The organism is Micromonospora sp. DT68 (assembly GCF_049847245.1).
Lineage (GTDB): Bacteria > Actinomycetota > Actinomycetes > Mycobacteriales > Micromonosporaceae > Micromonospora > Micromonospora profundi.
This window is the reverse complement of the sequence record NZ_JBNCNZ010000001.1, coordinates 527,615-549,332: the sequence shown is the minus strand read 5'-3', so window position 1 is coordinate 549,332 and position 21,718 is coordinate 527,615. Positions and strand designations below refer to the sequence as shown.

The 21,718-nt window shown below is 71.1% G+C and carries 18 protein-coding genes; 2 read left to right on the top strand and 16 right to left on the bottom strand.

Features of this window, described 5'->3' with window-relative positions; genetic code table 11:
* Nucleotides 1-48 precede the first annotated feature (48 nt).
* The 5 genes from hpf to mtrA form a co-directional block, all read right to left on the bottom strand.
* On the bottom strand, nucleotides 49-693 hold the full coding sequence (hpf, locus tag ACPXB1_RS02635) for a ribosome hibernation-promoting factor, HPF/YfiA family (protein WP_355597361.1): 645 nt from the start codon (nucleotides 691-693) through the stop codon (nucleotides 49-51).
* Between the two features lie 248 nt (nucleotides 694-941).
* Nucleotides 942-1,646, bottom strand: a complete 705-nt coding sequence (locus ACPXB1_RS02630) for a ComF family protein (RefSeq protein ID WP_355597359.1) — start codon at nucleotides 1,644-1,646, stop codon at nucleotides 942-944.
* 4 nt (nucleotides 1,647-1,650) lie between these two features.
* Complete coding sequence (locus ACPXB1_RS02625) at nucleotides 1,651-3,429, bottom strand: LpqB family beta-propeller domain-containing protein (protein WP_355597375.1); 1,779 nt, start codon at nucleotides 3,427-3,429, stop codon at nucleotides 1,651-1,653.
* 38 nt (nucleotides 3,430-3,467) lie between these two features.
* Complete coding sequence (mtrB, locus tag ACPXB1_RS02620) at nucleotides 3,468-5,219, bottom strand: MtrAB system histidine kinase MtrB (protein WP_425734738.1); 1,752 nt, start codon at nucleotides 5,217-5,219, stop codon at nucleotides 3,468-3,470.
* 12 nt (nucleotides 5,220-5,231) lie between these two features.
* Nucleotides 5,232-5,921, bottom strand: a complete 690-nt coding sequence (gene mtrA / locus ACPXB1_RS02615) for an MtrAB system response regulator MtrA (protein ID WP_007455837.1) — start codon at nucleotides 5,919-5,921, stop codon at nucleotides 5,232-5,234.
* A gap of 160 nt (nucleotides 5,922-6,081) precedes the next feature.
* Here mtrA and ACPXB1_RS02610 point away from each other — a divergent pair, with 160 nt between their 5' ends.
* Complete coding sequence (locus tag ACPXB1_RS02610; RefSeq protein WP_355629166.1) at nucleotides 6,082-6,363, top strand: hypothetical protein; 282 nt, start codon at nucleotides 6,082-6,084, stop codon at nucleotides 6,361-6,363.
* A gap of 63 nt (nucleotides 6,364-6,426) precedes the next feature.
* On the opposite strand, the gene ahcY is transcribed toward ACPXB1_RS02610, so the two are convergent.
* From ahcY to ACPXB1_RS02555, 11 genes are all read right to left on the bottom strand, one after another.
* Entirely contained in the window at nucleotides 6,427-7,926 is a 1,500-nt protein-coding gene (ahcY, locus tag ACPXB1_RS02605) for an adenosylhomocysteinase (RefSeq protein ID WP_355597353.1), read from the bottom strand.
* 273 nt (nucleotides 7,927-8,199) lie between these two features.
* Nucleotides 8,200-9,363, bottom strand: coding sequence for a mannose-6-phosphate isomerase, class I (gene manA / locus ACPXB1_RS02600; protein WP_355597351.1), 1,164 nt, complete (start codon nucleotides 9,361-9,363; stop codon nucleotides 8,200-8,202).
* A 3-nt stretch (nucleotides 9,364-9,366) separates the two neighbouring features.
* Nucleotides 9,367-10,374, bottom strand: coding sequence for a cation diffusion facilitator family transporter (locus tag ACPXB1_RS02595; protein ID WP_355597349.1), 1,008 nt, complete (start codon nucleotides 10,372-10,374; stop codon nucleotides 9,367-9,369).
* Between the two features lie 49 nt (nucleotides 10,375-10,423).
* A complete protein-coding gene (locus ACPXB1_RS02590; protein WP_355597347.1) occupies nucleotides 10,424-11,623 on the bottom strand; it encodes an SIS domain-containing protein in 1,200 nt (399 codons plus the stop codon).
* Nucleotides 11,620-11,805 (bottom strand): Trm112 family protein, encoded by a 186-nt coding sequence (locus ACPXB1_RS02585; RefSeq protein ID WP_030490836.1) that lies wholly within the window; start codon nucleotides 11,803-11,805, stop codon nucleotides 11,620-11,622. The genes ACPXB1_RS02590 and ACPXB1_RS02585 overlap by 4 nt, the downstream gene beginning before the upstream one ends.
* Nucleotides 11,806-11,865: 60 nt before the next feature.
* Nucleotides 11,866-13,251, bottom strand: coding sequence for a phosphomannomutase/phosphoglucomutase (locus ACPXB1_RS02580; protein WP_355597345.1), 1,386 nt, complete (start codon nucleotides 13,249-13,251; stop codon nucleotides 11,866-11,868).
* A 70-nt stretch (nucleotides 13,252-13,321) separates the two neighbouring features.
* A complete protein-coding gene (locus ACPXB1_RS02575; RefSeq protein WP_425734773.1) occupies nucleotides 13,322-14,386 on the bottom strand; it encodes a hypothetical protein in 1,065 nt (354 codons plus the stop codon).
* A gap of 451 nt (nucleotides 14,387-14,837) precedes the next feature.
* On the bottom strand, nucleotides 14,838-15,278 hold the full coding sequence (locus tag ACPXB1_RS02570; RefSeq protein ID WP_425734737.1) for a hypothetical protein: 441 nt from the start codon (nucleotides 15,276-15,278) through the stop codon (nucleotides 14,838-14,840).
* Nucleotides 15,278-19,633, bottom strand: a complete 4,356-nt coding sequence (locus ACPXB1_RS02565) for a toxin glutamine deamidase domain-containing protein (RefSeq protein ID WP_425734736.1) — start codon at nucleotides 19,631-19,633, stop codon at nucleotides 15,278-15,280. The genes ACPXB1_RS02570 and ACPXB1_RS02565 overlap by 1 nt, the downstream gene beginning before the upstream one ends.
* A gap of 16 nt (nucleotides 19,634-19,649) precedes the next feature.
* The gene (locus tag ACPXB1_RS02560; protein ID WP_355597337.1) at nucleotides 19,650-19,982 is read right to left on the bottom strand and encodes a hypothetical protein; all 333 of its coding nucleotides are present in this window, start codon (nucleotides 19,980-19,982) and stop codon (nucleotides 19,650-19,652) included.
* Nucleotides 19,979-20,401 carry a YbaB/EbfC family nucleoid-associated protein gene (locus tag ACPXB1_RS02555; protein WP_355597335.1) on the bottom strand — a complete coding sequence of 141 codons (423 nt, stop codon included), beginning with the start codon at nucleotides 20,399-20,401 and terminating at the stop codon, nucleotides 19,979-19,981. The genes ACPXB1_RS02560 and ACPXB1_RS02555 overlap by 4 nt, the downstream gene beginning before the upstream one ends.
* Before the next feature lie 79 nt (nucleotides 20,402-20,480).
* Here ACPXB1_RS02555 and ACPXB1_RS02550 point away from each other — a divergent pair, with 79 nt between their 5' ends.
* The gene (locus ACPXB1_RS02550) at nucleotides 20,481-21,710 is read left to right on the top strand and encodes an SUKH-3 domain-containing protein (protein WP_355597333.1); all 1,230 of its coding nucleotides are present in this window, start codon (nucleotides 20,481-20,483) and stop codon (nucleotides 21,708-21,710) included.
* Nucleotides 21,711-21,718 lie beyond the last annotated feature (8 nt).

Below are 21,718 nucleotides of genomic sequence, written 5' to 3'. Positions count from 1 at the left end.
AGTTGTGGTGGGGAAACACGCCCACCACAACTCCATGATCATTGCTGGTTACTGGTCGGTGGCGAGGGAGATGATGCCGTAGTCGTAGGCGTGCCGTCGGTAGACGACGCTGGGGCGGCCGGATTCCTTGTCCTGGAACAGGTAGAAGTCGTGGCCGACAAGTTCCATCTCGAACAGCGCGTCGTCGATAGTCATCGGCTCCGCCGGGTGCACCTTCTCCCGGGCGATGTGCCACGGCTGCTGGTCGTCGTGCTCCTCCTCGACCCGCTCGACGACGGCGGTGCCGGCACGGGCACCGTCACCCGGCGCGCTCAGCGGGGCGGCCACCAGGTCCGCGACCGGCAGGCCTGCGGTGGCGGCGGCGACAGAGATCGGCGCGTGCCGACCCCGGTGTACGCGGCGGCGGTCGGCCGCGCGGCGCAGGCGGGTGTCGAGCTTCGCGATGGCGGCGTCGAGCGCGCTGTAGAAGTCGTTCGTGCAGGCCTCGGCCCGGATCACCGGGCCTCGCGAAACGCAGGTGATCTCCACCCGCTGGCAGTGGTCGGCCTGGCGCGGATTGCGCTCGTGGAACAGCTCGACATCGATGCGAATAAGTTTATGGTCGTAGCGTTCGACCTTTGCGAGTTTCTCGGCTACGTGCACCCGGTAATGGTCCGGCACTTCGACGTTGCGGCCCTTGACCACGATGTCCATGCGACCTCCCTTGATTTCGGCCGTCTTCGATCCGGTTTCCCGGTCGCACGCCGTGGGGAGACCCGCTGGCGTCGACCGGTCAATACGGCTACGCCTCCTCTCACCGCCGGGGGCGGGATGGACCGACCTTCCTACCCCCGACAACGAAACGCTAACTCTTGTTTGCCCGGCAGTCACCCCATGTTGCCAACACCACCAAGGAATTTCCGCAGCCCATACACCAACAGGTGAAACGGAAACACTGTCGGTTACAAATGGTGTCTTTTCTCGGTCGCGGCGAGCACCGCGGCGACAGTGGGCGCCCACCCGGCCGTCGCCAACACCCGGGCCGCCGCGGCGAGGGTGACACCTGTGGTGACGATGTCGTCGAGCAACACCACGACGGGTACGTCGCCAGGCATGCCGCCGCGCGCCACCCCGGCCCGGGGACGGAACGCCGCCTCGGCCGCCGCCGCCCGGCCCGCGCTGTCAAGCGTCACCGAGTCGGGCCGGGGCATCGCGCGCAGCGGCCGGTGCACCCGTACCGGCCAGCCACAGTGACTCAGCCGCGCCGCGCAGTGCCGGGCCAACCGGTCCAGGTGGTCGCCAAAGCGGGCCCGGGCCGCCGCCGCGGTGTCCGGAACCGGCACCAGCGCAATCGGCCGGACCTCGCCGACCGCAGCCGCGACCACCTCGGCGAGTAGCGCGCCGAGCGGGCGGGCCAGCCCGTGCCGGCCGTGTTCCTTGTACGCCAGCAAAGCCTCGCGCAGCGGGCCGGCGTACGGGCCGAGGGCTGCGCAGGGCGGCAGGCCGGGCGGGGCGGGAGTCGGCCGCACCGACCGGGGGCGCAGGGCGGCCAGAGCCGTCACGCAGGCGGGGCAGACCCCGTGCCGCATTCCCGGGTGGCGCTCCCGGCAACCCGCGCAGTCGGCGGGCAGGACCAGGTCGGCGAGGTCCGCCCAGAGCCCGCGCACGGCGTCAGTAGAGGAAGAACGGGGCGGACGGGTTGCTCGGGCGTACGCCGGCCGGCGGCGCGACGATGTCGCGCACACGGTCGGGCTCGATCCGCTCGAACGGGCTGCTGCGGTAGGCCACCTTGTTCGCCTCGTACATGTACGCCCCGCTGGGCACGCGCACACTGCGGTTCGTGGGGTACGCCGCCAGGTGGGTGACCTTGGCGCCAACGTCGGTACGCAGCGGGGTCTGCACGGCGCCGTCCACGCTGATCTCGTAGATCGCCGGCTGGCCCGCCGACCCGGCCACCACCAGCCGATCCTCCCCGATCCAGTCCACCGCCGTCAGGCCGCTCAGCGAGGTCACCAGCGCCCGAGGCGGACCGATGGACACGCTGCTGCCCGCACCGTCCAGGTTGACCGCCGCCACATAGAGCCGACCCTCGGCGATCAACGCGATCCGCTGCCCGTCCAGCGCGGCGGCCACGGCGGTCACCCCGGCCGAGGGCAGGTTGAGCGGCACCTCGAACATTCGGGCGGCCTCGTCGAAGCGGTAGAGGCGGCCGTCGGCCACCACAAGGCCCTGCGCGGAGCGGGAGTCGACAGTGCGCAGCCAGACCGGGCGGCTGATCGAGGCGTACTCCGTGGCGCTGCGGTTGACGATCTCCACCGGCACGGCGCCGGCGCCCACCGCGAGCCGCTGCCGGTCCTTGCCGCCTGTCACCACCATCGCGGCGAGGATCCGGTTGTTGGCGGCCCGGGCGAGGCCTGCGGAGACGACGTTGCGATTGACCCCGCCCGCCAACGGGACCTGGCCGCTGAGTTCGCCGACGAAGTCGAGCGGACGGATGGCGCCCTCGTAGACGCCGAACCGCTGCGGGCCCTCCGTCACCGGGTAGAGCGGCTGGGCGATCCGGCGGTCGCTCAGGTTCTGCACGGGCTGGGAGTTGTTACGGATCTTCAACTCCAACTCGCCCGGCAGGTCGCCAAGCGACCAGGCGAGCTGGGTGATCAGTTGGTCGACCCGGTTCTGGTCGTCACCGGACATGTCCAGGTTGACCTCCCAGCGGCCGTTCGCGCCGGTGGCATTGTTGATCAATTCGGTGCCGTCGGGCAGCCCGACGACGCCCTGGCGCAGCCATTCCGACGGGCCGCCGACCAGCCACTTCACCACCTCGTTGACCCGGCGCTCGTCGGGCACCGCCAGTGGCAGGTAGCGCTGGTCGGGCACCAGCCGGGTGCGGTCGGAACTCCAGAAGTAGATCGACTCGTCCTGGTAGTACTGCTGGAGCGCCACGTCGCTGAGCAGCAGGACGTTCGGCGGATCCAGGACGTACAGGCCGGCGCGCTCGTCACTGTCGGTGCCGCCGAGCGCCGCGCTGCGCAGCCGGAACTCGTACTCCGTCTCGGTCGCCACCGGCGGCGCCAGGGTGCCGTTGGTCCGGAGTACGCCGATCTGCTGCACGGCGATCTTGACGGTGGTGGTCGAGTCGCTGTTGAGGGTGAAGACCGACTCCCCCAGCCGGACCACTGTCAGCGCGACCTCGCTGCCCTTCTTCACCTGGAGGCGGGACTTGTGCTCGGGGGCGAGAAACTGCGTGACACGTTCGTAGGCCCGGTCCGGCTCGCCCGCGGCAGCGGACAGGAAGTTACGCACGAACGCCTCGTTGTCGCTGCCGCTCGCCGTACGCGAGGGCGGCTCGCTGCGCCGACCGTTCACCGACCCGGCCTCGGTCGCGGTGCCAGCCTTGCCGTCCACCCGCACGTCGGACTCCGTCGGGATGCCGCACCCGGCGCTGAGCATCAGCGCCGCGCTGAACGCGCCGAGCAGCGGCCGGACCCTCACGACCGCACCTCAGCCGGCTGCTCGTCCCCAGCAGGCACCGGGCCGACAGTCAGCACTCCGCCCGTGCCGGCCTCGATGGCCAGCGGACCGCCGTCGCGAGGACCACCGAACGGCAATGCCGCGTCGGCGGGCACCAGGCGCAGCGGTGAAGTCGTCAGCCGGTCACCGGCACGGGCCGGCAGCGTGAGCCGGAACTGGGCGCCCTGCCCGGGCGCGCCCCACGCCTCCAGCCAACCGCCGTGCAGGCGGGCGTCCTCCAGGCTGATCGACAGGCCCAGCCCGGTGCCTCCGGTCTGCCGGGCCCGGGACGGGTCCGCCCGCCAGAACCGGTTGAACACCAGCTTCTCCTCGCCCAGCTTCAGCCCCACCCCATGATCACGTACGGTGATCGCCACTGCGGTGTCGTCGATGCCCAGGGTGATCAGCACCGGCCGGGCCTCACCGTGCTCGACGGCATTGCCGACCAGGTTGCGCAACACCCGCTCGACGCGGCGCGGGTCGACCTCGGCGATCACCGGGGTGCCCGGCAGATCCAGCTCGATGGGTACGCCCACCCGCTCGGCCAGACCGGCCAGCCGATCGACCACCCGGTGCACCACAGGCACCAGGTCGGTGGGTTCGGCGTCCAGCATGGCGAAACCCGCGTCGAACCGGCTGATCTCCAGCAGGTCGGTGAGCAGCTCCTCGAAGCGGTCCAGCTCGGCCTGGAGCAGCTCGGCGCTGCGGGCCACCGCCGGGTCGAACTCGTCGCGCTCGGCGAAAATCAGGTCGGCGGCCATCCGGACCGTGGTCAACGGGGTACGCAGCTCGTGCGACACGTCGGAGGTGAACCGGCGCTGCAATCGCGACATCTCCTCCAGGCGCAGGATCTGCCGTTGCAGGTTTGTCGCCATCTGGTTGAACGAGGCGGCGAGCAGGGCGAGGTCGTCCTCGCCGTTGACCACCATCCGCTGGTCGAGCAGGCCTGCGGAGAGCCGCTGGGCGGTACGCGCGGCGACCCGGACCGGGTTGACCACCAGCCGGGTGACGAGCGCGGCGAGCAGCCCGAGCAGGACCACCAGGGCGATGCCGGTGCCGACGACTGTGGCTCGCGCGTCGGCAGCGGTGGCGTCCTGCCGGGTCAGCGGCACGAGGTAGTAGAGCTCGATCTGGCCGAAGCGGGTCGGCACCGGCGAGCCGTACACAAGGTATTTGGTCGGTTCGCCGGTGAGCCGCCCGGTGCGGATCTGGCTTGCCACCTGGCCGCTGGCGACCGCGGCCCGCAACTCGTCGCTGATCAGCGGCTGGACGTTCGCCGCCGGCGCGGTGCGGGTCTGGATGATTGTCGGGTAGTCGGCGGCGGTGATGGCCACCACCACCCCGCTGGTCTGCTGTGGGTCGCCGCCGGCCAGGTAGTTGACGGTGTTGTCGATCGTCTCCTGGAGCTGCGCCTCCTGGGGCTGGCCATAGAGGGAGACCTGCCTGGCGGCATAGCTGGCGCCACTGTTCACCCGCTGCCGGACGTCGGTGCGGGCGTTGTCGAGCAGGATCGTGGTGATCTTGTCAGCGATCAGGTACGCGAAACCGCCGACCAGCAGGCTGGACGCGACGAGCGTGATGGTCACCACCCGCACCTGGAGTGAGCGGCGCCAGGTCTGGTGCACCCGGGCCGCCAACCGGCCGACCCGGCCACTCAACTCATGCCACAGGACCCGGCCAGCGTGGGGCCGGGGGGAATCCGTGGTCTGCGGGGGCGGGGAGGTCGACACAGTGTGACCAGGCTATCCGGTCCCCGCCTTGTAGCCCACGCCCCGCACGGTGAGGATGATTTCCGGCCGCTCCGGGTCCGGCTCGATCTTGGCCCGCAGCCGCTGGACGTGCACGTTGACCAGCCGGGTGTCGGCCGCGTGCCGGTAGCCCCACACCTGTTCCAACAGCACCTCGCGGGTGAAGACCTGACGCGGCTTTCGGGCGAGTGCGACAAGCAGGTCGAACTCCAGCGGAGTCAGCTTCACCTCCTCGTCGTTGCGGCTGACCGTGTGGGCGGGCACGTCGATGGTGATCTGGTTGCCGGGCGGCCCGATGGTAAGCATCTCCGGCGCCACGTCCTCGCCCCGACGCAGCCGGGCCCGCATCCGGGCCACCAGCTCCTTGGGCTTGAACGGCTTCACCACGTAGTCGTCGGCGCCGGACTCCAGGCCGAGGACCACATCCACGGTGTCGCTCTTGGCGGTCAGCATGACGATCGGCACGCCCGACTCGGCCCGGATCGACCGCGCCACGTCGATACCACTCATTCCGGGCAACATCAGGTCGAGAAGGACGATGTCGGGTCGACTGTCGCGAAACGCCGCCAATGCCCGCTCTCCGTCGGCCACGAACGATGGCAGGAAACCCTCGCTGCGCAGCACGATGCCGAGCATCTCGGCGAGCGCGGGGTCGTCGTCGACCACCAGTACCCGGGCTCTCATGGGATTAATATTGCATCCCCGTTCAGATCGGTGGGACCGGCGTCACCCGGCACGGATGGTGCCGCCGACGCATACACACCGCGATCCCGCGGCGGCGGCGCCACGGGATTCGGGGCCGGCACCCGGATGAATCCCGGTCCGGCTGCCACCATGATCCCCCGTGAACACCGTCCAGCGCCACCGCTGTTCCCGGCCGGTCGGCGCTGTCGCGATCCGGACGCTGTTCTGGTCGCCGGACAACCGGATGACGGTTGCCTTCGGCCGACTGTGGGAGGATCCCGCCGTGAAGGCTTTCCTGCCGTGGCTGGCGGTGCTGGCCGTGGTGCTGCTGCTCAGCGCGCTACGCCAGCGGGCGCTCGCCACCGCCGTGTCGCTCGGCTGGCTGGCCTGGTGCGTCTGGACCTGGTTCCGCCCCACCCGCCGCAACTCCAGGCCCGGCTGATCGGGTACGGAAACGACGAACCGGGCCGGCTGCCAGTGGCAGCCGACCCGGACCTGGTGTCGATCAGTAGCGGTAGTGGTCCGGCTTGAACGGGCCCTCCTGGGAGACACCCAGGTACGCGGCCTGCTCCTTGGTCAGCGTGCTCAGCTTGGCGCCGAGCGCGCCCAGGTGCAGACGGGCCACCTTCTCGTCCAGGTGCTTGGGCAGCACGTAGACGCCGATCGGGTAGTCGTCGGTCTTGGTGAACAGCTCGATCTGGGCGATCGTCTGGTTGGCGAACGAGTTCGACATGACGAAGCTCGGGTGGCCGGTGGCGTTGCCCAGGTTGAGCAGGCGTCCCTCGGAGAGCACGATGATGGCGTGCCCGTCGGCGAACCGCCACAGGTCGACCTGCGGCTTGATGTTGATCCGCTCGACGTCGGAGCGCTTGGCCAGGCCGGCCATGTCGATCTCGTTGTCGAAGTGGCCGATGTTGCCGACGATGGCCTGGTGCTTCATCCGGGCCATGTGCTCGTTGGTGATGACGTCGAAGCAGCCGGTGGCGGTGATGAAGATGTCGGCCTGCTCGACAACGTCGTCCAGGGTCGCGACCTGGTAGCCGTCCATCGCCGCCTGGAGTGCGCAGATCGGGTCGACCTCGGTCACCACGACCCGGGCGCCCTGGCCACGCAGCGACTCGGCGCAGCCCTTGCCCACGTCGCCGTAACCCATGACGACTGCCATCTTGCCGCCGATCAGCACGTCGGTGGCCCGGTTGATGCCGTCGATGAGCGAGTGCCGGCAGCCGTACTTGTTGTCGAACTTGCTCTTGGTGACCGAGTCGTTGACGTTGATGGCCGGGAAGAGCAGAGTGCCGGCGCGGTGCATCTCGTAGAGCCGGTGCACGCCGGTGGTGGTCTCCTCGGTGACGCCCTTGATGCCGGACGCGATCCGGGTCCAGCGCTGGTTGTCCTCGCCCAGCGAACGGTGCAGCAGTTCGAGGATGACCGCGTACTCCTCGGAGTCGGCGGACTCGACCGGCGGCACGGCACCGGCCTTCTCGAACTCGGCGCCCTTGTGCACGAGCAGCGTGGCGTCGCCGCCGTCGTCGAGGATCATGTTCGGGCCCTGCCCGTCGGGCCAGGCGAGCACCTGCTCGGTGCACCACCAGTACTCCGGCAGCGTCTCGCCCTTCCAGGCGTACACCGGAACGCCGGCGGGGGCCTCGGGGGTGCCGTCGGGGCCGACGACGATCGCCGCGGCGGCGTGGTCCTGGGTGGAGAAGATGTTGCAGGACGCCCAGCGGACCTGCGCGCCGAGCGCGACAAGCGTCTCGATCAGGACGGCGGTCTGGATGGTCATGTGCAGCGAGCCGGTGATCCGTGCGCCGGCGAGCGGCTGCGCCTCGGCGAACTCCCGACGGATCGCCATCAGGCCGGGCATCTCGTGCTCGGCGAGCTGGATCTCCTTACGCCCGAACTCGGCGAGCGACAGATCCGCCACCTTGAAGTCGCCATCGGCGAGCGTGCTCGGCCGGGCCTCGGTCGGCGCGCCGCTGGCGGACGCCGGGAGGGTGCTGGTCATGAATGCTCCTGTCGAACGATGTCTACGCCGACCCTCCACCTTACGCGCGCCGGCGCCGGTCGCCCGGGGGACGGTCTGCGGACAGCGCACGGGGCGGTCGGTGATGGACAGACCTGCCGCCCACTTCCGCCCGCCCCGTGCATCCCCCCGGTTTGGTTCCCCGCACGTTGTCGGACCGTCGTCGCGATAACGCTGCGTACCCATAGAGTCACACTCCGGCTGGGCAGCGTCAAGCCATTCCGGAAAAGTCGGACTTGTGGCGAACGGCAGAGCTCAGCGCAGCCCCGACGTCGCCACGTACGCCTCACCCTCGCCACTGACCCGCAGCGGCTCCCCGGCCGCAGTGCCGATCGCCGCCTGGCCGGACACGAGCGTCACCGCACCCGCCCCGTCGTCCACCGTGACCGAGCCCGCACCGCACAGCACCACACGGGGACCGGGCAGCGGCAGCGTCACCTCCGGCACCGTGGCACCGACCCGTACCCGGTGCAGCGCGAAGTCGTCCACCGGCACCGGCCACCAGTCCACCCCGGGGCCCACCGGCTCGGGCGCGCGCACCGGGTCGTGGAGCACCTCGAACCGCAGCACGCGCAGCAACTCGTCGACGTCCACCCGCTTCGGGGTCAGGCCACCGCGCAGCACGTTGTCGCTGGCCGCCATGATCTCCACCCCGCAGCCGTTCAGGTAGGCGTGCAGGTTGCCGGCGGGCATCCAGATCGCCTCCCCCGGCACCAGGCGCAGGTGGTGCAGCAGCAGCGCCACGAGCACGCCCGGGTCACTCGGATAGGCCTCCGCAAGCCGGCGGGCCAGGTCGGCGTCCGGCCCGTCGACCGACGCCGCCAGCACCGAACGCAGCAGCCCGTCGCGCTCCGCGAGCGGCCAGCCGAGCAGCGTCCGCACCGCCGTGCGCAGACCCTCCGGCCCGGCACGCAACGCCTCGACCACAGGCGCCAACGCCGGTACGCCGAACGCAGCGAGCGCCTCGGCGGACTCCTCCGGGGGCCGGAAACCGCACAACGCCTCGAAGGGGGTGAGCGCCACCAGCAACTCCGGCTTGTGGTGCGGGTCGGAGTAGTTGCGCTCCCCCTCGGGACGGCCCGCCTCAGCCGCGAAGCCAACCCGGGCCTGCTCGGCGTCCGGGTGGGCTTGCAGGCTCAACGGGGCGTCGGCGGCGAGCACCTTGAGCAGGAACGGCAGCCGGGTGCCGAACCGGGCCGACACCCGCTGACCCAACCACCTGTCCGGCTCGTCACGTACCAGGTCGCACAGGCTCGCCCGCAGGCCGGCCCGCTCCACACTGGCCGGAGCACCCGGGTGGGCACCCAGCCACAGCTCCGCCTCCGGGCCGGTGCTCGGCACCGGCCGCCCCTGAAGCGTCGCGATGGCCGTGCGGGAACCCCAGGCGTAGTCGCGGATCGGTCCGTACAGCGGTTCCACCTGTCAGACCCCGGGTCGCCCGGCCGCCTCGCCCGACGCATCCTGCGACTGCGGTACGGCGGTGTCCGCGGCGGCGCCGGTGCCCGCCTCGGCGGCGGCCACGCTGTAGATGTCCGGCTCCAGGTAGATCACCCGGGCGATCGGCACCGCGACGCGGATCCGCGCCTCCACGGCGTTTATGCCGCGGGCCAGCTCGGGAGCGCTCTCCCAGGTCGGTACGCCGATCTTCGCAGCCACCATCAGCTCCTCCGGGCCGAGGTAGAGCGTCTTCATGTGGATGATCCGCTCCACCTCGGGGCCGTCGGTGATCGCCCGCTCGATGGCGACCACATCCTGCTGTTCGGCACCCTCACCGAGCAGCAGACTCTTGGTCTCGATGGCGAGCACGACGGCGATGACCACAAGCAGGATGCCGATCATCGCGGTGCCTGCCGCATCCCACCGACCGTTGCCGGTGATCAGCGTCATCGACACGCCGAAGAGCGCGAACACCAGACCGACAAGCGCGCCGAAGTCCTCCAGGAGCACCACCGGCAGCTCGGGCGCCTTGGAGCGCCTGATGAAACGCACCCAGGACTGCTTACCCCGGGTGAGGTTGGACTCCTTGATGGCCGTCCGGAAGGAGAACGATTCCATGAGGATGGCCGCCAGCAGCACGGTGACGGGCACCCACTGCCACGCCGTGATGCCGTGCGGATCCGCCCACTTGTGGTACGCCTCGTAGAGCGCGAACAGGCCACCGAGGCTGAACAGCACGATCGACACGATGAACGCGTAGATGTAGCGCTCCCGGCCGTACCCGAACGGGTGCTCCGGGGTGGCGGCCCGCCGGGCCCGCTTGCCGCCGAGCAGCAGCAGGCCCTGGTTGCCCGAGTCCGCGACCGAGTGGATCGACTCGGCGAGCATCGACGACGAGCCGGTCAACAGGAACGCGACGAACTTGGTGACGGCGATGCCGACGTTGGCCAGCAGGGCGGCGATGATCGCCTTCGTCCCGCCGTTCGCGCTCACGCCACCACTCCGCACCGCGTCGCGGCGGCGCGAGTCGCCCTACGTACGTTCACTGGTTCGACAGCTCCTTCATCTCGGTGATGGCCGGAACGGCCATCGGGTCAAGACCGTGTGCCAGAGCAAGATATATCGATGCGAAATCCGGTACGGCGATCAGTGACGCTAGTCGCTCCAACGCCGATCCGCCCTCGGCCGTCACCACGTCGCAGCGCACACCGCGGCGCTCCGCGAGGGTCTGCACCGCGTCGGCGCGTCGCTCCTCGACCGCGAGGGGCTCGTCGGTGTCGTCCTCGGCATTGAGCCCGCCGTCGCGCAGCAGCACCAGCCGCAGCCGGGTGCCATCGCCGTCGTCGTCCTCCGCCGGGTCGGCGAAGATGTCCCGCTCGCCCTCGGCCAGACCGCCGAAGACGCCGTCGAGCAGGCCGACCCGTCCCCGACCGGCCTCGCCGAGCGCCCCGGTGACCACCGGGTAGCGGGCGTTCGCCGACAGGGTGTCACCGAACCGGCGGGCCGCCACGGTAGCCAGTGGAGACGAACCCCAGACGATCGGGATCGAGCCCGCCAGGCCCAACGCCAGCGACTTCGCAGGGTTGACGAACGACTCCGCGGCCGAGCGGCAGCGGTCCGCGTCCGCGTCGAGCCGGGCCGCGGTCTCCGCCAGGTCCGCCTCGTTGACCTTCACCAGCCCGAGTGAGCGGGCGGCGAGCAGCACCGGCACCGTCAACGCCCAGAGACTCGCCCGCGCCGGAGCGCGCCGGGGCACCGGAATGAACGGCGCACGGGCCCGCTCGGCCACCGACTGCAACTGCGAATCCGGGGCACCCACCGCCACCAGCCGCGCGCCCCGCCGGTGCGCGGCCTCGGCCGCACCCAGCGCCTCCGGGCTGCGACCCGACGCGCTCACCGCGATCACCACGTCGGCGGCGCCCACCCAACCGGGTACGCCTGCGCTGCGGTGCCCGATGATCGGGACCGGGCAGCGTGGCCCGGCCACCGTGGCCAGCACGTCACCGGTCCGTCCGGCGGTGCCGATACCGGCGACGACGACGGCTCGTGGCCGCCCGTCGTCGGCAAGCACCGCGAGGTTCGCCTCGGCCGCCAACGCCGCGCTCTCCCGGACCTGGGCACCCGCCGACGCGGTGTGCCGCAGCATGCCGCCCGGGTCGTGTTCGGCGAGCGCGTCCGGGTTGTCGAGCAGGGCCTCGTCGGCGTCACGACGCCCACTGACCCCGGCCGTACCGTCGATCATGAGGGCTGCCCCGGACCGCCACGTGCCTCGTCGAGCAGCAGCACCGGTACGTCGTCGCGGACCTCGAAGATCCGGCCGCACTCCGTGCAGGTCAACGTCTGCGCCTCGGCATCGTAGGTGAGCGGGGCGTGGTGCGTGTCCGGGCAGGCGAGGATCTCAAGCAACTGCGGATCCAGGGCCATGGCTGGCTCCTTCCACGAGTGCGGGGTCACCGGCGGCGGTGCCGACCGGCGCAGGCGATCTTATCGGCGAACGCGGTCGAGCACGTCGTCCCGGAGCGAGACCATCCGCTCGCGGGTGGGCGCCTCGACATTGAGCCGCAGCAACGGCTCGGTGTTGGAGGCGCGCAGGTTGAACCAGGCGCCGTCGGGGAAACGCAACGTCAGACCGTCCATCTCGTCGGCCGTCGCCTCCGGGTACGCGGCACGGACCTCGGCCACCGCCGCGGCCTGGTCGGCCACCGTCGAGTTGATCTCGCCGGAGGCGATGTAGCGCTCGTACTCCCCGGCCAGTACGGACAGCGGCAACGGCTGCTCACCGAGCGCGGCCAAGGTGTGCATCGCGGCGAGCATCCCGGTGTCGGCGAACCAGAAGTCCCGGAAGTAGTAGTGCGCCGAGTGTTCGCCACCGAAGACGGCGTTGGTCCGTGCCATCTCCGCCTTGATGAAGGAGTGCCCCACCCTGGCGACCACCGGCTCACCGCCGTGCTCGCGGATGATCTCCGCGACGGCGCTGGACGTGATCAGACCGTGGATCACCGTGGACCCCGGGTGCTTGGCCAACTCGCGGGCAGCGACAAGAGCGGTGATCGCCGACGGCGAGACCGGCTCACCCCGCTCGTCCACCACGAAGCACCTGTCGGCGTCGCCGTCGAAGGCCAACCCGATGTCTGCCCGGTGCTCGACCACAGCCCGCTGGAGATCGACCAGGTTCGCCGGATCCAGCGGGTTCGCCTCGTGGTTGGGGAAGGTGCCGTCCAACTCGAAGTAGAGCGGCACGATCTCCAACGGCAGGGCCGACAGGGCGGCGTCGCCCAGCACAGTGGGAACGGTGAAGCCGCCCATCCCGTTGCCGGCGTCCACCACTACCTTCAACGGCCGGATCCCGGAAAGATCAACAAGCTTGCGCAGGTACGCGGCGTAGTCCGGGAGCAGGTCACGCCGTTCGGCCGGCCGGGTCGGCTCACCCACCGGACGCGACGAGCCCGAATCCAGCAGCGCCTGCGCCCGGTCCCGGATCTGCGCCAGCCCGCTGTCCTGGCCGATCGGCCGGGCACCGGAACGGCACATCTTGATGCCGTTGTACTGCGCCGGGTTGTGACTGGCCGTGAACATCGCGCCAGGCAGGTCCAGGGAGCCGGAGGCGAAGTAGAGCAGGTCGGTGGACGCCAACCCGATCTCGATCACCGAGCGCCCCTCGGCCCGGACCCCGGCGGCGAACGCGGCGGCCAACCCGGGCGAACTGGCCCGCATGTCGTACCCGACGACCACGGCGTCGCCCGGCTCGTCAGTGGTGTTGAGCAGCTGGGTGAACGCGGCACCGAGCGCCTCGGCGACCCTTTCGTCCCACTGGTCCGGCACCGTCCCTCGGACGTCGTACGCCTTCACGATCTGGGACAGATCCGACACGAGTTCCGCTCCTTGGCCGCAGGTTTCCAACGAAACCTGAGCGTATCGGAGCGGGCCGGTTCAGCCCCGCTCAGCCGGGGAGCCGAGGCATGAACACGGTGTGATCGCCCCCGTCCTCAGGTGGAGGCCTGTCGCCGGGGCGCGGCCCAACACCCGGAGCGCCTCCGGCACCCGGCATCGGCGGCGTCGCATCCGGCGTCGGCGCGGCAGGTCGGGCACCGTAGACCCCACCTGTGGCGGGCCGCGGCGACGGCACCGCGCCATAGCCGCCGGACGGCTGCTGCTGCCCGTACACAGCGCCTGGGTGACCCGGCGTGGGCGGCGCGCCGCCCCCGGACCGGTAGGTGGTGCCGCCGGGGTTGCCCGGCAGCGGAACCGGCTCGTCGGCCGGCGCCCGGTCCTGCCGCGAGCGACGGAACAGCAGTCCGATGAGCAGCAACCCGACCGCCACCATCGCGATACCGAAGAACATCACGAGCGAACCGCCACCTGACGACTCGGCAGCGGCCGCCACCGTGCTCGGGGTACCCGACTCGGCGGCCAGCGCCGCCGGCGTCACCGGATCGGCGGGCGTCGTCGCCTCGGTGGGGCTCGGGGTGGGCGACGGCTTCTTCGACGGGGCGGGCGACGCGGAAACGCGCGCGCCTGCCACCTTCGCCGTGTCGGACCCCCGACCCAGCTCCTGGCCCGCCGCGCTGACACCCACACCGGTCACAGCAAGCCGGCCGCCCGGAGCACCGGCGGCGAACGCAACCCGGTACCGCACGGTGATGCCCTTGCCCTTGCACAGGGTCGGCTTCGCCGGCGACGTCTGCGCTGTCGACACACTGCCGCCACCGCCGGAGACAGGCACCGGGAACCAACTCCCGCCCGCGTTGACCTGGACGGTCACCTGGCCTGGCTCAAGACCCTCAAGGCGCAGACCCAGGGCGGTACGCAGCAGAACGCACCCCTCGGAGCGCTTGCGCACCGCGACGTTCACCCCCTGCGCCGACCCCCCGGCGGCGAAGCTGCTGGCCGCCCCCACGCGGACCGAGTCGTCGGCAGCCAGCGCCGGCGTCGCGCCGAGCATCACCAGGCCGCCCACCAGACCACAGACCGTCGCGAACCGTGCCGCGCGTCGACGCACCGACATGATCACCTCACCGTTCCTCCCCGGGTAGGGTTCGCGGCCAGGCTACTACCGGGCCATCCTGACCACCGGTCATAGAGCGGCCCAGATGTGTGCGGCGTTACGGTTTACCGACCAGCAGCATCAACGTGCCACGCTGCCGGTTTGGCACTGCTCCGACCCTGCGGACATCGACGCCGCCGAGTGGGCCCGGGCGCGAGGCTGACCGACGCGCCCGGGCGCAGAGCGCGGCGCGGGCGCGCGCACGGCTCCCGCCTCGCGGCTCGCGCCTCGCGCCTCGCGGCTCGCGGCTCGCGCAGAGTCCGCGGCGCGCGGCTTGATCCACTCGGGTTCCAGGAAATCGGGGTGTCCGGCGGCTTCGGATACCCCGGTTTCAAGGAAACCGAGTCGATCAAGCAGGCGGGCCAGCCGGGCCAGCGGATTTCTGCGGCTCGCCCTCGGCACTGTGTGAGGGCTACGCCGCAGCTGCTATGGAGGGGTCCGCACCGGGATCACCGGCCGCGCGGAGCTGCTCCTCGAACATCACGAACGTCCGCTGCCGGATTCCCCGGATCAACGCCTGCTCACGTGGCGTCTCGCGACGCGACTCAGCGTCTGCCAGGCTCTCGATCGAACGCACCGTCTCGTAGAGCGCGAAGATGGGGCCTTCCCCCTTGAGGTAGTGGGCTCGAAAAGCCTCGACCTCCTGCACGAAATCCTCCGCGTTACAGCGGAAGACATCCCCTCCGATATCGAAAATTATCTCGGTGAAGAGGTCGTTCTTCTCCTGCCAGCCACCGGTGTCGATGGATACCCGCCACACCCTGGCACCACCGTCGGGCGTCTCCACGATCTTCACCGGCGACTGGTGATAGAGGTAGTAGGACGGGAGCACCAAGCCTGGCATCTGGGTCATCAATTGTTTCCTTCGTAGGTCGATTGCAAAGCGTCCCAGAACAGCCGTTGCTCACGGCAGAGAATCCCGTCTGCGATCGCTGCCTCACGGCTCGTCATAGCCCGACCCTCGGCTCGGGCCACGGCATCCACATCACGGCGGACCTCATAGAGCGCATGCTCCCAGGCCGCAATCTCGTCGAGCGCAGCCAGGTGCAGGCGAAACTCGGCGAGGTGCCCGTTCCGCGTACGGAGTACGAGTTGCACATCCCGGTAGCCGCTGTCCTCGGGAGACAGGAACCGGTCCTTGTACCTGACGATCTCGACGTCAGGGTGGTCGCGGATCCGGCCGAGCGCGGCGTAGAGATCGTCGAGACACCGGAACTCGACCTTCGCCGCCGCCAGGTCGAGCAACTTCGACACATCGCCCTGATGCCTGTGCACCTTGTCTTCGGCCCTGCGCCGGTCCTTGGGCTGCGAACGCCAGCCCGGCTCCGCCACGCGACGGCCGTCGACATGGGCGAGGGACACCGCCAGCTGATTCAGATCGACCTGCGCCTCGGCTGCCGCGGAATAAAGATCGTCGAGGTAGCGCCTCCGATAGGCCGCATCACCGCGTCGGTCGTCGTCGAATGCTGCCTGCGCGACCGGTCCCCGACGCACCTCGACGCTGGCGCTGATCCTCAACTGTTCGTCCGTGAGGGGTGTCGGCGCTGGTTGTGGCACTTTGCGGCGGGACGCGGTCTGCCCTGCCGCCTCCTGCCGGGCGACATCGTCGAGCACGTCGGCGAGCACGTCGATGGCCTGCTGGTGACCGGCCAGGTGATAGAGCGTCAGTGGGCGGGCGGTCAGCGAGCTCGCGAGTTCGGGTGTGGACAGGATGATCCGCGCCAGGTCCGGTTGCCGTACCAGCTGTCGGGCCAGGTGTTCGGCCAGATCCGGCTCGTTCGCGGGCGGCTCTCTCCGCGCCTGGTCGAGCATGTCGCGGACCCGGTCGTCGGCGAACAGTCGCACCACATCCCGGGCAGATGCCTCGTCCAGTTCCGGTACCAGCCGGCGCAGCGTGGGTGGGTCGATCTCCGTGGCGAACTCGAGCGGACTCACTCCGGCCGCGAAGATGTCTTCGAGGCTGCCCGCCGCGGCGATGGCCCGGGCCGGGCCGCCGGTCGAAGGATCGTCCCCGGCACGTCCAAAACTGGCAACGGCGTCCTGCGGGAACGGGCCTGAGCCGGGGCCGTCCAGGAGCAGGTACATGCGGTTGATGTAGGGGTCGCCGTGGCTGCCGTTGTCGTACGCCGGTGGGTGGTTCGGCAGGTCGGGGCGTTCGCTGAACCGGCCCCGGGGCAGGCCGCCGAGCGGCATCGGCTGGCCGTCCCCACTCAGCACGAGCGCGTCGATGCCGATCACGTCTGGGTAGAGCGGCCGGTCCCGGACGGCACCGGTCTGCGGGTCGAGGTAGAGGATCGTGCCGTTCTGGTTGAGCGCCACCCAGGCGTGCGAGCCACCGCTGGCCCATTCGGTCACCAGGAACGCGTAGCTACCGTGGCCGCCCAGCAGCAGTTGGTCACGCAGATTGACGTACGCCCGATCGGCGACCTGTCGCGCCTGCCCGGGGTTCAAGCGCTGGCCGGGCGGCGGGGCGAGAACCTGCTGGAAGCGTCCACCGGTCACGTCTTCGACCCGGCCAGGACCGCCAGCCTCCCCGCGGATCGGGCGTCGGATGTCGCCGCCGAGGTAGCCGTCGAAGGTCCGTGGCGCCGACACCCGGGGCCGCCCGTGCACCCACGTCTCGAACAGCGAAAGGGTGCAGTCCAGGCAGTTGATGCCCCGTGTGGCGTCGGCGCGGGGGCCGCCGTCGTTCAGCAGACGGAACCAGCCGCCCCGGCGGGGGTCGGCGGTACGGATGACGGTGCCATCCCGCTCACGGGGCATCTGCCGTTCGACGTCGACCTGGTGCAGGGCCAGTGGAGGACGTAGCCCTCCGGGCTGCCCGTACGGCCGGGAGTCGTCGATCGGCGGGGGCACGTCATCGCCGGTGAGCGCGGACCTGCCAGTGGTCTCCACCGCGCCGAGGGTGAGCGAGCCGAGATCCTTGTTGGCCTGGTGGAACGCGCCGTCGGTGAGGTCCACGACCTCGGGCGCCCGCGCGCCGGCCAGCACCGCCTCGGCCAGGTCACGACATTCGGCGTACGCGCGGGCCTCGTCGTTGGCGGCCCGCTGCCAGCCGTCGGACCACTGCCGATGACCGGTCTGGTGCAACTGTCGGGCGTAGGTGGCGTACTCGATGGCCCTGCGGTCGTGTTCCGCGGCCCGGAGGCGAAGTCGGCCGGCCTCGGCCTGTCGACGGGTGTTCTCGAACGCGGCCCGCTGTGACTCGTAGTACCTCTGGTAGCGCCGTCGTTCGGCGGCTTCCGCCTCGGCTGTCCATCGGGCGGCGTACCAGTCGTGGCTCTCCCGCGCGGGCACCGGCGGATCGCCGAACGCCGCCACGTCGGCGCGGACCGACGCCCGGCCACGGGCCGGATGGGCGGCCGGCGCGAGGACCCACGGGGCATTTGCCGGGGCGGGCTGGGCCGCCGGGCCAGTGACCGTGCTGCGTCCCGCCGCAACCACGCCGTGGGCGAAGGCACCGTTCGGCGCCCCGACCGCCGGGCCGGTGACCGGGGACGGCGACACCACCGGGCCGAAGGGCTGCGGGGCGGCAACCGACGGGGGGACAACCGGCGCGGCAGGAGCCGGCGAGGTGACGGCAGCTTGGGTGAACGGCGGCCCCAGGGTGCCCGTCGCGGCGGGCGCGCCGGCCGACGAGGGCAATACGGTCGGGGCGTTGCCGCCCGAGGCGAGCGCTCCCTGGGTAGCGGTGTGCGACTGGCCGGTCGGGCTGCCCTGAAGCGTGGCGTCCACGGCCACCGACGAAAGCTGCGGATCCGAGCCAACCAAACCGGCCGAACCAGCCGGACCGGCTGAATCGACCAGACCGGCCGAGCCAACCGGAGCGGCCGAGCCGGCCGAGGAGAGCGTGGGGTCGGCCGCGATCGGACGCTCGGGAGCGGCCGGACCGCCCTGGGCAGGCACGACCGCCTCGGACGGCAGCACCGCTGACCCGTCCTCCACCACAGAGGGAACGCCCGTTGTGGACGCTGACGGCCGGCTGGGGTCCGACGAGCTGGGCTGCGGCAGGTCGGCGCCGTCGGCGGTCGAGTACGTCGACGGCTCGGCAAGCAGCGGCGTCGCATAATCGAGCGCCGCCGACGCCGGTGGGCCCGCAACGCCCACCCCCGCCTGCACGGAAACGCCCGCCGCAGCGGTGACCGGGAAGTCGGGCGGCAGGGAGGGGCCGGTGAAGGACGCGCCGGCCAAGGCATCGGACTGTGCCTGGACTCGCGCCTGCAACGCGTGGTCGACCTGCCCGGTCACCGAGCCGGTGACTCCGGACGCGGCGGCCCGTACCGCGTCCTCTGCCGAAATCGGGCCCTGCCCGGTGGCGATGCTCGCGGCGGTCTCGGCGAACATCTCGCCGGTCATCTCCCGACCCAGGTGCTCGCCGACCCGCGCCACGCGGCCGTTCGCGTGCCGACCCAATCCGGCCACTGGCGCCACCACGCCACCGGCGAGACCGCCGACTGCCGATGTGCTCAGGTCGGCCAGGTCGATGCCGTGCGCCCGGCCTGTCGAGTTCTGGTACGCCTGGGTGGCGAGGCTGATCCCGGCCTCCTCGGCCGCCTCCTCCAGCCCTTCCCGGGTGGCGCGCTTGGCGAACCCGCGTACGCCGCCCTTGGCGACCTCCTTGGCCGCGCGCTCGCCGGCCTCCTTGAGCCCGTGTTTGAGGGATTTGCTGGCCAGCTGGCCCAACAGTCGTTTGCAGATCTGTTGGATCAGCAGTCGGGTGGCGGTGACAGCCGCTCCGGCGGCTGGGGACGCGGCACCGGCGGTGAGCACCGCCACCACGGCCACTGTGAGCAGTTCGACGACGAGGATGCCCAGTTCGATCCAGACCTCGAGTTTGGCGCCCTCGATGTCGCAGCCGCACTCCTCGACGAGGCGGCCCAGGTCGGTGCTTACCGCGAGCAGCACGGGCAGTGGCGCGTTGTCGCCCTCGGCGAGCCCTCGCCAGGCTGCCTGGAAAGCGGCATCGACGGCACCGACACCGCCGTACCCGCTGCGGACCTCGGCGGCTGCCTCGGCGGCGTCGGTGCGCGGGCCGGCGAGGACGGACGCGACCGCGTACCACCTGTCGGCGACGTCCCAGACGGCCCGCTCGTCGCCCTCCGGCCACTGCACGCCGATCACCCAGTCGAGGGTCTCGTAGATCCAGCCGGGAACGTCCCAGGGCGCGTAGTCGAGCGGGTGCGGGATCGGGCTCGGCAGCACGCTCATCCGGATCGACCCACAGTCAGCGCTTGTCGGCGGCCCGGTCGAGCCGGGTAGCGCTGGCGCGGTCGGTCCGCATGCTCGCGTCGACCGCGCGGACCACGTCGGAGCCCAGCTCGGTGAGCCGGTGCCCGACGCCCGCCCAGGCCCGCAGCACGGTCTGCTCGATCCCCCGGTAGTTCCGCTCGAACGCGGCTCCGATGTCGTCGCGGCCCCATGGGCGGTCGCCGCTGGCGGTTTCGATCTCGCCGCCCTCCGCCGCCCGGCGGGCGGTCACCGCCGCGCCGGACGAGGCCAGGTCGGCCCCGCCTCGTCGCGCGCGGGCCGGGTCGAGCCACAGTTGCCCGTCGGTCATGCCGACCCCTCACCGCGGCCGAACACCGCGTCGGCGCGGCCGAGCAATGCGCCGAAATCCCCGGTACGCAGGAAGTCCACCGAGCCGGAGCCGGCAGGTACGGTCTCGGCGACGACGTCACGGGTGGCGGCAGCGGCGGCGGACGCGGCGGCACTGACCGTCTCGGTGATCTTTCGGCTCAGCGCTGTGGCGTCCCGGTCGCGGTAGATGGCCGGGGCCAGGTCGAGCGAGACCAACTCGCCCCGCGCGCCGACCGTCGCGGTCACCATCCCGTCGCTGGACCGCCGGGTCACCCGCAGCTCGGCGAGCCGGGCAGCCAGATGGTCCAGATTGGAGCGGAGCTGCTGGTACTGCCCGTACACGTCATCGAATCGGGCTCGTAGCTCGCGATTGGCGTCCCGGTCCACGCGTTCGCTCACCGCCGCCCCTCCCGTCACCGTCGGTAGAGCGAGACGATACCGGCTGCCATCGATCCGTGTGGTCCGGTAGTTTCGATGCGTGATCGACCGACAACAGGCCGAGCAGCTCGCGGCCACCTGGGCCCGCCGCGACTCGCAGCGGCTCGGCCACGAGTGCACGGCCATGGTCGACGAGTTCGACCTCGGCTACGTCATCACGTCAGTCGTGCCCACCGAGGTGCGGGCGATCCCCGGCGACCTGCCTGCGACAGTCATCGACAAGCAGACCGGCACGGTCACCACCTGGCCCCGGGTGCCGAGCGATGTGGTGGCGGAGATGTACCGCCGCAGCCAACCCACGGGCCCCGCCGCTCCGCGCACTGTTGACCCGTCGAGCCTGCTGCCCCGCGAGATCCACCGGGTCCCCACCCCGAACACCGTGGCGCATCTGACCATCGACGGTCGCATCTGGACGGCGCAGGGCGTCAAGGGCGACGTACCGCTGAACCATCACCCGCTGGTCCGCTCGTACCTGGACGCGCAGCCTCCCGGCGAGCTGGTCCGTGGCGTCGAGGCACATGCCGAGCTGATAGTGGTCTCCGACGTCCTGCACGAGTACGACCACCGACGAGCCGCCGAGGGCATCGCACCGATGGGTCGTGGCGAGGCGGCGGCGCTGCTGGACGGCGCGCGGTTCGAGGTCTTCCGGATCCGTGAACCGGGCGACCCGGCGGGTGGCCCCGCCGACCGGCCCTGCGATTCGTGCCTCGCCTTCCTGGTACGCGCGAACGTGTTGCCGGATTCGGCACGGGGTTACATCGAAGCCTGGCAGGCGCCGGCGGCACCGGACCCTGATCCGGGGCGCTTCCCGCCGGAGGTCGCCAACGCGCTCGTCGCCGCCGGGTGGGGCCCGCACATCGGGGACCAGATCATGGCCGCCGCCGCTGTCCGGGACATCACCGCCGTGCCGGGACACGAGGTCTTTCCCGCCGCCGTGGAGGCGATCACCACATTTCCCAGCCTGGTCGGTGCTCGACGCGGCCGGGGCGAGCAGGTGTGGATCTCCCGCTTCGACATCCGTCCGCACACGATGGCGCACACCGCCGACACCCTCGCCGATTTCGGTCGGGTGCTCGGCGTACGCCTGTTTCCGCTCGGCACCGAGCAGCAGGACAGCATCCTGGCGGTCGACGAGCGCGGCCGGGTCTTCGCTCTGGACCAGGCCGGCGAGTGGTTTCTCGGCGACACCATCGACGCCGCGTTCACCACACTGCTGCTCGGCCGTGCGCCCGCCCGGGTCCGCGACGACGGCACCTGGCAGGCCGACTGACGCGCGAG